General features: G+C 61.7%; 13 protein-coding genes. 6 read left to right on the top strand and 7 right to left on the bottom strand.

Going from position 1 to position 13181, the window contains the following annotated elements; genetic code table 11:
- Window positions 1-41: 41 nt before the first annotated feature.
- Entirely contained in the window at window positions 42-695 is a 654-nt protein-coding gene (locus CAG44_RS14055) for a LexA family transcriptional regulator (protein WP_025339826.1), read from the bottom strand.
- Window positions 696-824: 129 nt separating this feature from the next.
- Between CAG44_RS14055 and CAG44_RS14050 the strand changes: the two genes are divergently transcribed.
- Complete coding sequence (locus CAG44_RS14050; protein ID WP_025339827.1) at window positions 825-1136, top strand: DUF6124 family protein; 312 nt, start codon at window positions 825-827, stop codon at window positions 1134-1136.
- A 437-nt stretch (window positions 1137-1573) separates the two neighbouring features.
- A complete protein-coding gene (locus tag CAG44_RS14045; RefSeq protein WP_085692351.1) occupies window positions 1574-2089 on the top strand; it encodes a DUF4880 domain-containing protein in 516 nt (171 codons plus the stop codon).
- A gap of 53 nt (window positions 2090-2142) precedes the next feature.
- Here CAG44_RS14045 and CAG44_RS14040 read toward each other — a convergent pair whose 3' ends face one another.
- Together CAG44_RS14040 and CAG44_RS14035 are read right to left on the bottom strand one after the other, a co-directional pair.
- A complete protein-coding gene (locus CAG44_RS14040) occupies window positions 2143-3333 on the bottom strand; it encodes a Bcr/CflA family efflux MFS transporter (RefSeq protein WP_085692350.1) in 1191 nt (396 codons plus the stop codon).
- 239 nt (window positions 3334-3572) lie between these two features.
- Window positions 3573-4493, bottom strand: a complete 921-nt coding sequence (locus tag CAG44_RS14035) for a LysR substrate-binding domain-containing protein (RefSeq protein WP_085590498.1) — start codon at window positions 4491-4493, stop codon at window positions 3573-3575.
- Window positions 4494-4690: 197 nt separating this feature from the next.
- Here CAG44_RS14035 and CAG44_RS14030 point away from each other — a divergent pair, with 197 nt between their 5' ends.
- The 4 genes from CAG44_RS14030 (at window position 4691) to CAG44_RS14015 (ending at window position 8679) form a co-directional block, all read left to right on the top strand.
- Window positions 4691-5440 carry an SDR family NAD(P)-dependent oxidoreductase gene (locus CAG44_RS14030; protein WP_013973349.1) on the top strand — a complete coding sequence of 250 codons (750 nt, stop codon included), beginning with the start codon at window positions 4691-4693 and terminating at the stop codon, window positions 5438-5440.
- A 75-nt stretch (window positions 5441-5515) separates the two neighbouring features.
- Complete coding sequence (locus CAG44_RS14025) at window positions 5516-6814, top strand: MFS transporter (protein WP_025339858.1); 1299 nt, start codon at window positions 5516-5518, stop codon at window positions 6812-6814.
- A gap of 21 nt (window positions 6815-6835) precedes the next feature.
- Window positions 6836-7684: a transketolase gene (locus tag CAG44_RS14020; protein ID WP_075045686.1), complete on the top strand. Its 849-nt coding sequence runs from the start codon at window positions 6836-6838 to the stop codon at window positions 7682-7684.
- Window positions 7681-8679 carry a transketolase family protein gene (locus tag CAG44_RS14015; protein WP_015271019.1) on the top strand — a complete coding sequence of 333 codons (999 nt, stop codon included), beginning with the start codon at window positions 7681-7683 and terminating at the stop codon, window positions 8677-8679. The genes CAG44_RS14020 and CAG44_RS14015 overlap by 4 nt, the downstream gene beginning before the upstream one ends.
- Before the next feature lie 186 nt (window positions 8680-8865).
- Here CAG44_RS14015 and CAG44_RS14010 read toward each other — a convergent pair whose 3' ends face one another.
- From CAG44_RS14010 to CAG44_RS13995, 4 genes are all read right to left on the bottom strand, one after another.
- Window positions 8866-9276: an SRPBCC family protein gene (locus CAG44_RS14010; protein WP_075045688.1), complete on the bottom strand. Its 411-nt coding sequence runs from the start codon at window positions 9274-9276 to the stop codon at window positions 8866-8868.
- A 71-nt stretch (window positions 9277-9347) separates the two neighbouring features.
- Entirely contained in the window at window positions 9348-10358 is a 1011-nt protein-coding gene (locus tag CAG44_RS14005; RefSeq protein ID WP_085590496.1) for an aldo/keto reductase, read from the bottom strand.
- Window positions 10359-10517: 159 nt separating this feature from the next.
- Window positions 10518-11900, bottom strand: coding sequence for an MFS transporter (locus CAG44_RS14000; RefSeq protein ID WP_085590494.1), 1383 nt, complete (start codon window positions 11898-11900; stop codon window positions 10518-10520).
- Window positions 11897-13108, bottom strand: a complete 1212-nt coding sequence (locus CAG44_RS13995; protein ID WP_085590492.1) for an acyl-CoA dehydrogenase family protein — start codon at window positions 13106-13108, stop codon at window positions 11897-11899. Before CAG44_RS13995 ends, CAG44_RS14000 begins: the two co-directional genes overlap by 4 nt.
- Window positions 13109-13181: the final 73 nt, after the last annotated feature.

The raw sequence follows: 13181 nt of genomic DNA, 5'->3' as shown, positions 1-13181 counted from the left end.
GCCTTGTGTCGCGACAGGGCTGCCCAGCAGCCCCCGGCAAGCTAGAAGACCCCGTGCCCCCGCACGACCACACCAAGAAATTCGCAGCCGTCTTCACACAGGACTGTCGGATAGCGGGTATTCAGCGGTTTGAGCATCCTGTCTCCGCCCTCCTCGACCAACTGCCGCAACACTGCCGGCCGCCCGGGCTGCCGCGCAATCACCAACCGGCCTGGCTCTGCCGGCAGGCCAGTATCCACCAGCACACGCATACCCTCAGGTATGCTCCTGCCACTGGCGGCATTCATCGAGTCGTTTTCCACCACCAACCAGAACGCATTGCCAGCGGGCATGTAGTCAGTCTGTTCGTGGGCCTTGCTTGTTTCTGGCAAGGCCCCCTGCAAGTCAGCCCAACTCAGCACCGGGAAGCGAAAGCTCGCGTAAAGCAATGCTTCTGCCGAAACCGGCTGCTCGGCCGCATAGTGACCAGGCGATTCGCGCACGATATCGCGCTCCACCACCATGACTTGGGCTTCCAGAAACACCAACCCAAGTTTTTCGAGCTTTTCGTTGATGGTTTCCAGCGTCGGCCGCCGCGTGCCACGCAGCCAATGCCCCACGCCCCCCTGAGTCATGCCCAGGCGCTCGGCCAGCTTGAGCTGGCTGAGATTGTGTTCGCGCTTGTAGCGCTTGAGAAATGCGTTCCAGTTTTCCATGAGCGGCAACAATACGGACTGTATTAATCGCAGCAATACACAATCTGAATTATTTATTTTGAGATAGATAATACAGACTGACCTATCCTCTGATTCCTGTGTGTTTGAAGGAAATCAGAAGGTATCGCGATGAAACCACCGAAAAACGACGAAACAGATCTCGACAGCGAAGCCGCCCGCCGCGCCCTCGACTACTACCTCAACCCCAACCCGCCGCGCCCCACCCTGGACAACAGGATCTGGACCCTGCACGAGGGGGTAACCGGCGACCAGGCCCAGGAACACGCCATCGCCCTGCTGCGCTGCGCCGCCGCCACCGCGCAGGAAACCGCCACCCACCAGCACGGCAGCCAGCGCGAACTGACCTTTGCCCTGATGCACATGATGGACATGGCGCGCGCACTGCTCGAGCACAAACGCACCGTGGAATCGGGTTTGTAAGCAGGAAAGAAGGGAGAGAACGTGATGGCCGGGTAACGGCGAAGGCCCCGATTGCCGGGACAAGGAAGCGCACCGGTAAAACTTTTTTACCGGATTAGCGAAAATTCATTTGACTTGCAAATGATAACGATTATTATTGCACTCAGCTGATCGCGAGATCTGCTGGATAACCTGGAGCTTAGGTCGCTCTCAGATTATCTCCTCATCAGGCTAATCACGGTTTTTGACCCAGCTTTTTGCTGGGTCTTTTTTTTGGCTCTTCAGGCTAATGAAGATCGTGATGGCGCGCATGATAGCAAAGGTGTTTCAGGGCGTGAACGCTCATTACAAAACTTTGCGGAATCAGCACTTGAGAATCAATCTCGTTTCACCTACGCTGATCACGCATCACGGAAGATGCCCCCATCCCTCCCCCTCCATAGAGCAAGGAGCTGTCCATGACCCGTCTGCTGCTGCCCCTTGAGCACCCAACCCCTGCTGCCGAACATCATGCCGACGACGCCCTGCTGCACGCCCTGAAACGCCTGCCACGGCGTGTGCAACAAGTATTCCTGCTCAACCGCCTCGACCAACTGGACTTCGCCAGCATCGCCGCCCGCCTCGACCTGCCATTGGCGAGCATCGAGCGGCACATGGACCAGGCACTGCAGGCCGGTCGCTCGCGCCGGGATGTGCTGGCGAGTGTTGCCGGGCAATGGTATGTGCGCTTGCAGAGCCCACAGGTGACGGCGTGCGAGCGGATCGATTTTCGCCGTTGGCTGGATGCGGACATGGCGAACTTGCAGGCGTTTCATGACACGGAACTGCACTGGCGCAGCTTGTTGGCACCGGCACGGCAGCTGGGCCAGGAGGGTTGGTACCGGCAAGGTCGGGCGGCACTGTCGTTGGGCGGCTGTTCGGTTGCGGTCGGGCTTGGCGTGGCGGCGTTGGTGCTGTTTGGTTTCTGGGCCTGATCAACACCTGCGCTACACCGTTATCGTTTTCACCGCGGATGGCTCGTTTGTTATCAAGTTCGAGTGCTGGTCAGCGTTTCCGTCAGGCATGCAAGCAGTAGCCATCCGCACAAACTGACACCCAGGAACAGAAGCCCCAGGCTCATCGGCAGCTCGCTTTCGACGCCAGCAACCAGACTGCCAGCCAAACCACCACCTGCGAACATCAATGTCGTATTCAGCGACGCTGCCGCACCGGCTTGCTGCGGGTAACGCGCCAAGGCTTGGGTCGTTGCAGCAGGACGCACCAACGTTGTCCCGGTCGTGCAGATGATCATCGGCAGCAGAAGACCCGCCACCGTCAACCCTGCCACCTGCTCCCAGATCAACAGTGTGATGCCCCCGGCAGCTATGAGCAGGAATCCTGTCTTGATCTGAACCTGCGGGCTTACACGATTGTTCAAGTAGGTCGCAGCTGCTCCGCCAGCGATATACGCAAGCCCATAGGCGATAAATACCACCGAGAATTGATATGGCGTCAGCCCCAGGCTGTCCATCAACGCCAATGGCGCGACAACGATGAAGGAAAAATGGCAGGCAAACGCGAGGCTGGCCAGCAGGGAGTGCGCAAGATAGGTCGTATCACGCAGCATGACCCAATAGCTGCGCATGCCCGAAGTACGGCCTCGCGATGCAGGCGTGTCCTGCAGCAATGCATATGACAGGCATGAAACGATCACGGCGATGAAAGCGAATACCGTAAAGCTGCCCTTCCAGCCAAAGGATTGTTGGAGAAAAGCGCCTGCGACCGGTGACAACGAGATGAACAGCCCACTTGCGCTGGTCAGCAGGATACGCATGGCATTGCGCTGTTTTCCACTGTACAGATCCTGCACGAGCGCCTGGCCCAGCACGAAACTCCCGCAACCCAGGGCCTGCAACAAACGGAACGCCATGAACGTCTCATAGCGGGTTGAAAGTACACAACCCACTGCCCCTGCAATGGACACTCCCAACCCAGCGAGCAACAACCGCTTGCGCCCCATGCCATCCGACAATGGCCCGATCACGATTTGCGCCAGGGCGACACCAAACGCAAAGAAGCTCACCGAGTAGGCTATCTGCTTTGGCTCGACGTGAAACTCGCCTGCGAGCGCCGGGAATGACGGCAGGATCACATCCAGAGGGAATACGCCCAATAGACACAATAGAATCAGCAAGGCCGAGCGCAGAAAGCTAGTGAACGAACCCAAGGGCTGATTCACGCTACCAACCCCGCCTTCTTGTATTGCCGGAAGTAGTCACTGGAATCTCCATGGAAGCGCCGAGCCCTGATGGTAGCGAGCCCCTGAAGATGTACAACCCGAACCGGGCAGCGAAACTTCCGATAGAGTTGTAGGGCTTTTCCCTTGCCACTTATCACCGTTGAGTTCTGGTGCTATCCAGCCTTCTGCTGACTTGATAGCCGGCCCCTACCGCAGTTCATCTGTTGTGCAAACTGCTCTCAGTAGTTGAAGTCATGACCGAGCTGGCCCTGCACCCATTCAAGGAATTGTCGAACCCTGGGGGTTTCAGCATGGCCTCGCGGAAATACCAGGTGGTGGGCACTGACGGGCGTCGCCAAGTCTTCCGCAAATACCGGTACCAACTCGCCCCGGGCGATATAGTCCTGCGCCAGCAGGGAACTCTCCAAGGCCAACCCATACCCATGGCTGGCGGCCTCCAGGCTCATGTAGGAGCGATCGAAGCTCAGGGCGTAGGGGGTTTGTGGCAACGCCACGCCTTGCTGGGCGAACCATTGGGGCCATTGCACCAATGCGGCTTCCGACAGGATCAGGTTCTGCCCCAGCAGATCACCCGGCTGCTTGATAGGCGTACGCTCCAGAAGCTGTGGCGAGGCCAGCACAGTTGCACGTTCATGCCGGATGGTGCGCACTTCCAGGCTGGGCCAGTTGGGGTAGCCATGACGGATATCCAGATCGATCTGATGGCGGCCGAAGTGCAGCGACTCGTAGGAGCACGACAGGTTGATCTGGATCTGCGGATGACTGTTACGAAAATGGTCCAGGCGCGGCAGCAACCAAAGCAGGCCGAAGCTGGGCGCGGAATGAAGCCGCAAGCAATCGAAGCCCACCGAGTTGCCGGCGCGCTCGGTGGCCGTAGCCAAGCTTTGCAATATGCCTGACACCTCGCGCAGGTACTGCTCTCCGGCCGGGGTCAATGCAACACCGCGCGCTTCGCGAATGAACAATGGACGACCGATCAAGGCTTCCAGATTAGCGATCTGGTGGCTCACCGCAGAGGGCGTGAGGTTCAACTGCTCTGCGGCCCGTGCAACGTTGGCGAAGCGAGCGACTTGCTCAAAGGCCTGAATTGCTTTCAGGGAAGGGATCTGAGGCGATTTTCTGAGGATGTCCAGGCTCATGACCATTTCCTGAAAGATTCGAAGCGATGCCAAGGCTTTTACCTTCCTGTAAGCCCAAGGCACAAGTCGAGGGCTGAATTTTTTTCAGCACCGGGTGAAGGAGGCAGCGTTGCTCGGGGTGCTGTCCCGGACGAAGCTGTGCCTATCGGTTCTGCCGGAACCGCCGCTCACAACAACAACCATCTGGAGCACCTTCGATGCTGTTAACAGGAAAATTTGCCGTGATCACTGGCGCGGCCTCTGCCCGCGGTATCGGCCGCGCAACAGCCCAGGCGTTTGCCGCTCAGGGCGCCAAAGTCGCGATCCTGGACCTGGACGCCTCTGCCGCAACCGAGGCTGCCGCTTCACTCGGCGAAGGCCACCTCGGCGTGGCTGCCAACGTTGCCGATGAAGCACAAGTGCGTGATGCCATCGCTCAAGTGCTCGCGCAATTCGGCCGGATCGACGTGCTGGTAAACAACGCCGGCATCACTCAACCGGTGAAAACCCTGGAAATCACAGGGGCTGACTATGACCGGATTCTCAACGTGAACCTTCGTGGCACCTTGCTGATGTCCCAGGCGGTGATCCCAACCATGCGGGCGCAACGCGCTGGCAGCATCATCTGCATGTCTTCTGTGTCTGCCCAGCGTGGTGGCGGCATCTTCGGTGGCCCTCACTACAGCGCGGCGAAGGCTGGCGTGCTTGGATTGGGCAAGGCGATGGCCCGTGAACTGGGACCGGACAATATTCGCGTCAACTCGATCACACCAGGCCTGATTCACACTGACATCACCGGTGGTCTCATGCAGGATGAGCGCCGCCACGCCATCATCGAAGGCATCCCGCTGGGCCGCCTGGGTGAGGCGCGCGATGTCGCCAATGCGGCTTTGTTCCTGGCCAGTGACCTGTCCAGCTACCTGACGGGCATTACCCTGGATGTCAACGGCGGGATGCTGATCCACTGAGCACCCGGTGCATCGTGACCTGCACCCGAGCCCGGCGCAGGCCACGCGTTCGATAACAACAAGAGATCAGAACGAATGACCACATTAGCGCTCGATGCGGTATCCGCCGCGCGCAGCAGTGCCTACCGTAAAACGGCCTGGCGACTGATGCCTTTTCTCATGCTCTGCTACCTGTGCGCCTATCTGGACAGGGTCAATGTCGGCTTTGCGAAGCTGCAGATGATGGACGACCTGGCCCTTTCCGAAGCGGTCTACGGACTGGGCGCCGGCATGTTCTTCATTGGCTATTTTCTCTGCGAGGTGCCCAGCAACATCATTCTGCACAAAGTGGGCGCTCGACGCTGGATCGCTCGCATCATGATCACCTGGGGCATCATCTCGGCGATGTTCGCCCTGGTGGAGACAGCCTGGCAATTCTATACCCTGCGGTTTTTGCTGGGGATCGCCGAAGCAGGCCTGGCACCAGGGCTTCTGCTGTACCTGACCTATTGGTTCCCGTCTTACCGCCGGGCAAAGATGACCGCGCTGTGGTTCATCGCGATTCCGCTCTCGGGCATGGTCGGTGGCCCCTTGTCGGGTTGGATCATGGAGCGCTTTGCCGGCGTTCACGGCTGGGCGGGCTGGCAGTGGATGTTCCTGCTCGAAGCCATCCCAACGGTACTGGTGGGCGTTCTGGTGCTGAGCTACCTGAAGGATGGCGTCGATCAGGCTCACTGGTTGAGCGACGAAGAAAAAGCCTTGGTGCGCAAGGAACTGGCTGAAGACGAGCAACACAAGGTAAACCACGGCTCGGTGGCCGACTTCATCCGCGACCGTCGGCTCTGGTTGCTGGCGGGCATCTACTTCTGCGTAGTGATGGGCCAGTACGCAATCACGTTCTGGCTACCCACACTGGTACGTAATGCCGGCGTCAGCGAACCTTTGCACATCGGCCTGCTGACCAGCCTGCCGTACCTGTGTGCCATCGTCGCGATGCTGTGGGCCGGGCGCAGCGGCGACCGTCACCGTGAACGCCGCTGGCATCTGGCGATCCCCATGCTGATCGGCGCACTGGGCCTGAGCCTCGCCGCAGCACTGGGCAGCAGCCTGACGCTTTCGATCCTCAGCCTGTGCCTCGCAGCGGCTGGAGTGCTATCCGCCTCTTCACTGTTCTGGATGCTGCCCACCACGCTGCTGGGAGGTGTATCGGCGGCGGCAGGCATCGCTGCGGTGAACAGTTTCGCCAACCTTGCCGGCTTCTGCTCGCCGTACCTGATCGGCTGGGTCACTACCACCTTGGGCAGCAATGCCATCGGCATGTATCTCATCACGGCCGTACTCATGTTTGGCGCCTTCCTGGTGTCACGAGTACCGGCTCATCTGGTCAATCGTTGATTCGATAAAGGAGTCACTTCAATGACTGCTGTGCCTACCTACACCGAGGCGCTGCCGCTGGCTGTGCGCGCTCGCAATATCCGCCGCCATGCATTGCGCATGGGGCAAGTCCAGGGCCAGGGCTACGTCGGCCAGGCGCTGGGCGCCGCCGACCTGCTGGCGGTCGCGTATTTCCATGCGCTGCGCCTCGACCCCGGCAACCCCGAATGGGAGCAGCGCGACCGTTTCTACCTGTCCATCGGGCACTACGCGATTGCCCTCTATGCCGCACTGATCGAGGCCAGCGTAATCCCAGAGGATGAGCTTGAAACCTACGGTAGCGACGATAGCCGCTTGCCCATGTCTGGTATGGCTGCCTATACCCCAGGCATGGAGATCACCGGTGGCTCGCTCGGCCACGGCTTGGGCATCGCCGTCGGCGCTTGCCTCGGGCTCAAACGCAAGGGTTCGGACAGCTGGGTCTACAACCTGCTGTCCGATGGCGAGCTCAACGAGGGCTCGACCTGGGAGGCCGCCATGTCGGCCAGCCATTGGCGCCTGGACAACCTGATCGCCATCATCGATGTGAACAACCAGCAGGCGGATGGCCATTCCAGCGAGGTACTGGCCTTCGAGCCAATCGTCGACCGTTGGCAAGCCTTTGGCTGGTTCGTTCAACGCGTGGACGGCAATGACCTGGATGCGCTGGTCGGCGCCTTCGACCAGGCCCGCGCCCACACCGGGGCGCAACCGCGCGTGATCATCTGCGATACCCGCATGGGCAAAGGCGTGCCTTTCCTGGAAAACCGCGACAAGACGCACTTCATTCGCGTCGATGAAAACGAATGGGACCTCGCCCTCAAGGCGCTGGACGCCGGGAGCCAAGCATGAGCACTGTGAACTCACCCAAGAAACGCCTGACCACCTCGGCCATGATCGCTTCGATTGCCGCCGACGGCCAGCCGACCCGCCCTGCCCCGTTTGGCCATGCCTTGGCAAGCCTTGCCGAGCAACGTCAGGATATAGTTGGGCTAAGTGCCGACCTGTCCAAGTACACCGACCTGCACATCTTCGCCAAAGCCCACCCCGAGCGCTTCTATCAAATGGGCATGGCCGAACAATTGCTGATGAGCGCCGCTGCTGGCATGGCACGGGAAGGCATGACACCCTTTGCCACCACCTATGCGGTATTCGCTTCCCGTCGGGCCTATGACTTCATCTGCATGGCAATCGCAGAAGAGAACCTCAACGTCAAGATCGTCTGCGGGCTGCCTGGCCTGACCACCGGTTATGGTCCTAGCCACCAGGCCACGGATGACCTGGCCATCTTCCGGGCGATGCCCAACCTGATGATCGTCGACCCCTGCGATGCGCTTGAGATCGAACAGGCTGTGCCAGCGATCGCTGCCCATCAAGGGCCGGTCTACATGAGGCTGCTGCGCGGCAACGTACCCTTGGTGCTCGATCGCTACGATTACCAGTTCCAGCTGGGCAAGGCACAGGTGCTGCGCGGTGGCCGGGATGTGTTGTTGATTGCCAGCGGCCTCATGACCATGCGTGCGCTGGAGGCTGCCGAGCAGTTGCAAAAGGACGGTGTGGATGTATCGGTGCTGCATGTACCCACCATCAAACCGCTCGATGAGCAGACCATCCTCGCCGAGGCACGCAAGCCTGGTCGCCTGGTGGTCACTGCGGAAAACCACTCGATCATAGGGGGCCTGGGAGAGGCAGTTGCGGGCGTGCTGTTGCGCAATGGGGTCACTCCAACCTTCCGCCAGATCGCGCTACCGGATGCATTTCTCGATGCGGGTGCACTTCCGACCTTGCATGACCGTTACGGGATCTCCACTGACGCTGTGTCCAGGCAAATCAAGGCGTGGCTTTAACCGCAGTTATGGGTAGCATTTTCTGAAGCAACGAAGATAGCGTTAACGGGGCTGCTACGCAGCCCGTCGCCGGCAAGCCAGCTCCCACAGGTACTGCGCAGAACTCAGGAGTTGCGCGATCTCTGTGGGAGCTGGCTTGCCGGCGATGGGCCGCAAAGCGGCCCCCAATTACTTAGCTGACAGGTATTAGCCTTCCAGCCCTTTCTTCAGCGCCGCCAGGCCATCTTCATAGATGCCAGCGAACAACGCAGTTGCCTCAGCATCGCTGACACCCACCGGCACGAACGAACCGGACCATTCCACACGAGACCCGCTACCTTCAGCCACCACGCGCAGGGTCGACTGGTAGTCACGCACCGGCGCCGGCCCCGTGAGGATGGTGTAGCTGTAGCTGCGGCCGGCTTCGTTGAAGTCCAGCAGGCGCTCGATGATGGTGTCGCCAGCCACGCTCTTCAGGGTGCGGACGCGGCCGCCTTCGCTCAGGGCGCTTTCGGGAATGAACGGCAGCCAGTCGGGCAGCGCGTCGAAACCGCCAATCAGTTGCCAAACGCGGTTGGCATCAGTTGCCAGGGTGATGGAAGCTTGTGCAGTTGCCATGATGATTCTCCCGGGGCGTGGCCCCATTGATTCGGGTAGGCAGGGCCGCGCAGCGGCCCTTAAAGATCGGTTTAAACAGCAGGTACCGGGGCCTGGGCGTTGATCAGCCCTTGCTGGCGCAGGTCGTTCCAGAAGGCCATCGGGATCACCTTGCTCAGGGCGGCGAGGTCTTCGTTGGCGTGTGCCGGACGGGTGGAGCCCGGGATCACCGAGACCACGGCCGGGTGGGCCAGGGCGAACTGCAGGGCAGCCGCCTTCACATCCACACGATGGGCACGGGCCACGGCGCGGATGCGCTCGAGCTTGGCCAGCACGGTCGCGTTGGCCTTCTGGTATTCGAAGTGCTCGCCGCCGGCGGTGACACCCGAGCTGTACGGGCCACCCACGACGATGCCTACACCCTGCTCCACCGCTTGCGGCATGACGCGTTGCAGTGCGCGGTCATGGTCCAGCAGCGAGTAGCGGCCGGCGAGCAGGAAGCCATCCGGACGGGCTTCTTCCAGGTCGAGGGTCAGCTCGATCGGCTCGACGCGGTTCACACCCAGGCCCCAGGCCTTGATCACGCCCTCTTCACGCAGACGGGTCAGTACGCGGAAGGCACCGGTACGGGCGGTTTCGAACTGGCTGAGCCATTCGTCACCGTAGAAGTCCTGGGCGATGTCGTGGATCCAGACGATGTCCAGGCGATCGGTCTTCAGACGACGCAGGCTATCCTCGATGGAACGCAGGGTGGCATCGGCGCTGTAGTCGTTGACGATGCGGTTGCGGTTGCCGTGTTCGAACAGGCCGCTTTTTTCGCCCAGTTCACGGGCTGCCGGGTCTTCCAGTTCGTCGAGGATGATGCGGCCGACCTTGGTGCTGAGCACGTACTCGTCACGCGGGCGGCCGACCAGGGCGTTGCCCAGGCGAGATTCGGACAGGCCGGCGCCGTAGAACGGGGCGGTATCGTAGTAGCGCACGCCGTTGGCCCAGGCGGCGTCGATGGTGGCCTGGACTTCGGCCTCGGGAACATTGCGGAACATGTTGCCCAGCGGTGCGGCACCGTGGCCCAGTGGATTGGCGATAAGGGATTTGAGGTTCATGTGCGTTTTCCTGATGGGGGAGTCGGTTGTGAACTCCAGTGGCTGCAATCCTATGCCCCACCCACCAAGACCGTCCAAGTCATATTTCGAACGACTTGAGACCTTTTATGCAACACCCAACAACCCCCGGAATGGACTGATGCATGCCCCGCCCAATGACTAGTCCGCCAAACGCCGGAACACCAAACCGGAAATTCCACACATGACAGCGCACAGCAACATCACCGTGGCGATATCTGCCACCGAGGTTTCGCTACGCCCATCCATCTCGGCCAGCATCCCCAACAGCCCCCCTGCCAGGCTCACCGACATGGCCATGGTCAACTGCACGGACATCGCCGACAACGAACTGGCCGCCGCCGAACGCTCACCGGGCACGTCCTGATAACTGGCAGCCCCCAACGTCGAGAACTGCAGTGAACGCACCAGGCCTGCGGCGAACAGCACCGCAGCCATCAGCCACACAGCGGTATCACGATCGAAACTGGCGCACAGGGCAATCCCCACACCACTGAGCACGGCATTGCAACTGAGCACCCGTCGATAGCCGTAGCGCCGTACCAATGGCACTGCCAGCAGCTTCATCAGCAGTGCGCCGACGCCACCACTGACCACCAGCCCCCCCGCCGCCAACGGGCTCAAGCCCAGGCAGTTCTGCAGCAACAGCACGATCAGGAACGGCTGGGCTGCCGAACCCAGGCGGAACAGCCCGCCACCCGCCTGGGCCACGCCAAAGCTGCGCAGGCGCAGCAGCGACAGGTCCACCAGCGGACTGGGGTGTCGCCGCGCGTGCAGCAGATACCCCAACGCACAGGCTGCTCCACCGGCCACCAGCACCATGGCCCAGGCCTGCGGCAACTGCCCCAGCCCCAGCGCTTCAAGGCCGAACACCAGCATGGCCAGGGCCCCGCCGCTGAGCAGCAAGCCACGCACGTCCAACGGTGGCACCGGCCGTGCCGGATAGTCCGGCACATGGCGCAGGATCAGCCAGCAACCGAGCAGGCAGATTGGCAGGTTGATCAGGAAGATCCAGTGCCACGACAGCACCGTCACCAGCAAGCCGCCGAGCAACGGCCCCACCAGCGGCCCCACCAGCGCCGGCAGGGCCAGCCACGACATGGCCTGCAGCAGCTGCTCGCGGCTCGACCAACGCAGGATGATCACCTGCCCCACCGGTGTCATCAATGCCCCGGCCGCCCCCTGCAGCATGCGCCCCAGGCACAGTTGCCAGAGCGTATCGGCCAGGGCGCAGGCCAGCGAAGCGCAGGTAAACAAGCCCATCGCCGACAACATGACCTGGCGCGGGCGAAAGCGCTCGGCGGCCCAACCGCTGACCGGCACGCACAGGGCCAGGGCAAGCATGTACAGCGACACCACCAGATTCATGCGCAGCCCCGGCTCGCCGAAATCGGCGGCCATCTGCGGCAGGGCGGTCATCACCGCTGTGCTGTCGAGCAGCTCCATGAACAAGGCGGCACCGATGATCACCGGGACTTTGGGGCTTTGCACATGGCCGGCCAGCAAGGCCGGCTGCGCAGTCAAAACAGCCCCGAAACTGGTGGGCGAGTGCCCTTGAGCTGCCAGGCACCAACCACCGCCGCCTTCCATTGGCGCGGGTTATGATTGGCCACGGTGCGAGCGTTGCGCCAGTGGCGGTCGAGGTTGTGCTGGCGGCCGGTGGTGGAGGCACCGCCAACGTCGAACAGCGTTTGCGCAGCCTTGAGCGCCAGCTCGGCGACCAGGTACTGGGTCTGCGCCACCTCGATCGCAGCTTGCTCCACGGCGGCTTCATCCAGTTGCGTGGCCCAGGCCTTGTCGATGGTTGCAGCAGCCTTGAGGACCATGGCTTGCGCGCCATATGCGCGGGCGGCGATATCGCCTACCGACAGCTCCACATAGGGGTCGTCCACCGAGCGGCTGGCCGTGCTGTGCTTGATCGGGCGGGCATGCTCGCGGGCGAAGCGGGTGGCGTCGTCCAGCGCATTGCGGGCGATACCGGCCAACACGGTGGCAAGGAACAGCTGCAGGAACGGCGTGACGATGGTGCGCTTGCCCTCCTCCACGGTACGCGTGCGGATATCGCTGGCCTCGACGCGCACATTGCGCAAGTGGGTGGTGCCGCTGGCGGTCAGGCGCTGGCCCATGGCGTCAAAGTCATCGACCAGCTCCAGGCCCTCGCGGTCGCGCGGCAGGATGAACGAAACCGGCTGCTCGTCCTCGTCCAGGGCAACAGCGCTGACGTAATCGGCGAACAGCGCACCCGTGCTGTAGAACTTGCTGCCATTGGCGCGAAAATGCTCGCCCTCGCGCACCAGGCGCGCGGCGATGGCGCCGTTGGCACCGCCCAGTTCCCAGCCGGCATTGCCGATTACCGCACCCTGCAGATAGCGCGCAAACCAACGCTCGCGCTCCTGCTCGGCGCCTTCGGCCTGTGAAGCCAGCAGGCCTTCGACAAAGGCAAAACCCGGGCGCAGGGCCTGGGCCACGTTGGAGTCGACCGAGGCGATTTGCAGCAGCAGTTCGATCACATCGCTGACCGTGCCGCCGGGGCCGCCGTACTGACCGGGGATACGCGCGGTGTACAGCCCGGCTGCCGCAAGCTGGGCAATGGCCTCATGGGGCAACAGGCGTTCGCGTTCGCGCTGCGCGGCGCCTGCGCCGATGGCGGGCAGCAGGGCCGCGATGCGGGTTTTCAGCTCCGCGACGCTGGTGGCCGGAGCCTGGGTCGGGAAACGTTGAAATGTGGTCATGGTTCAGTCCTTTAAGTACATCTTTCGTTTAGGCGACCCGAGCCCTGTGGGAGCAGCGCTCTTGCCAATTTCC

The organism is Pseudomonas sp. B13(2017) (genome assembly GCF_002113245.1).
Classification (GTDB): domain Bacteria; phylum Pseudomonadota; class Gammaproteobacteria; order Pseudomonadales; family Pseudomonadaceae; genus Aquipseudomonas; species Aquipseudomonas putida_Z.
This window is presented reverse-complemented; position numbering and strand designations above follow the sequence as displayed.

Coding starts and splice junctions, on each gene's coding strand:
- CAG44_RS14055 (WP_025339826.1), bottom strand. CDS start 695: ATGGAAAACTGGAACGCATTTCTCAAGCGCTACAAGCGCGAACACAAT.
- CAG44_RS14050 (WP_025339827.1), top strand. CDS start 825: ATGAAACCACCGAAAAACGACGAAACAGATCTCGACAGCGAAGCCGCC.
- CAG44_RS14045 (WP_085692351.1), top strand. CDS start 1,574: ATGACCCGTCTGCTGCTGCCCCTTGAGCACCCAACCCCTGCTGCCGAA.
- CAG44_RS14035 (WP_085590498.1), bottom strand. CDS start 4,493: ATGAGCCTGGACATCCTCAGAAAATCGCCTCAGATCCCTTCCCTGAAA.
- CAG44_RS14030 (WP_013973349.1), top strand. CDS start 4,691: ATGCTGTTAACAGGAAAATTTGCCGTGATCACTGGCGCGGCCTCTGCC.
- CAG44_RS14025 (WP_025339858.1), top strand. CDS start 5,516: ATGACCACATTAGCGCTCGATGCGGTATCCGCCGCGCGCAGCAGTGCC.
- CAG44_RS14020 (WP_075045686.1), top strand. CDS start 6,836: ATGACTGCTGTGCCTACCTACACCGAGGCGCTGCCGCTGGCTGTGCGC.
- CAG44_RS14015 (WP_015271019.1), top strand. CDS start 7,681: ATGAGCACTGTGAACTCACCCAAGAAACGCCTGACCACCTCGGCCATG.
- CAG44_RS14010 (WP_075045688.1), bottom strand. CDS start 9,276: ATGGCAACTGCACAAGCTTCCATCACCCTGGCAACTGATGCCAACCGC.
- CAG44_RS14005 (WP_085590496.1), bottom strand. CDS start 10,358: ATGAACCTCAAATCCCTTATCGCCAATCCACTGGGCCACGGTGCCGCA.
- CAG44_RS13995 (WP_085590492.1), bottom strand. CDS start 13,108: ATGACCACATTTCAACGTTTCCCGACCCAGGCTCCGGCCACCAGCGTC.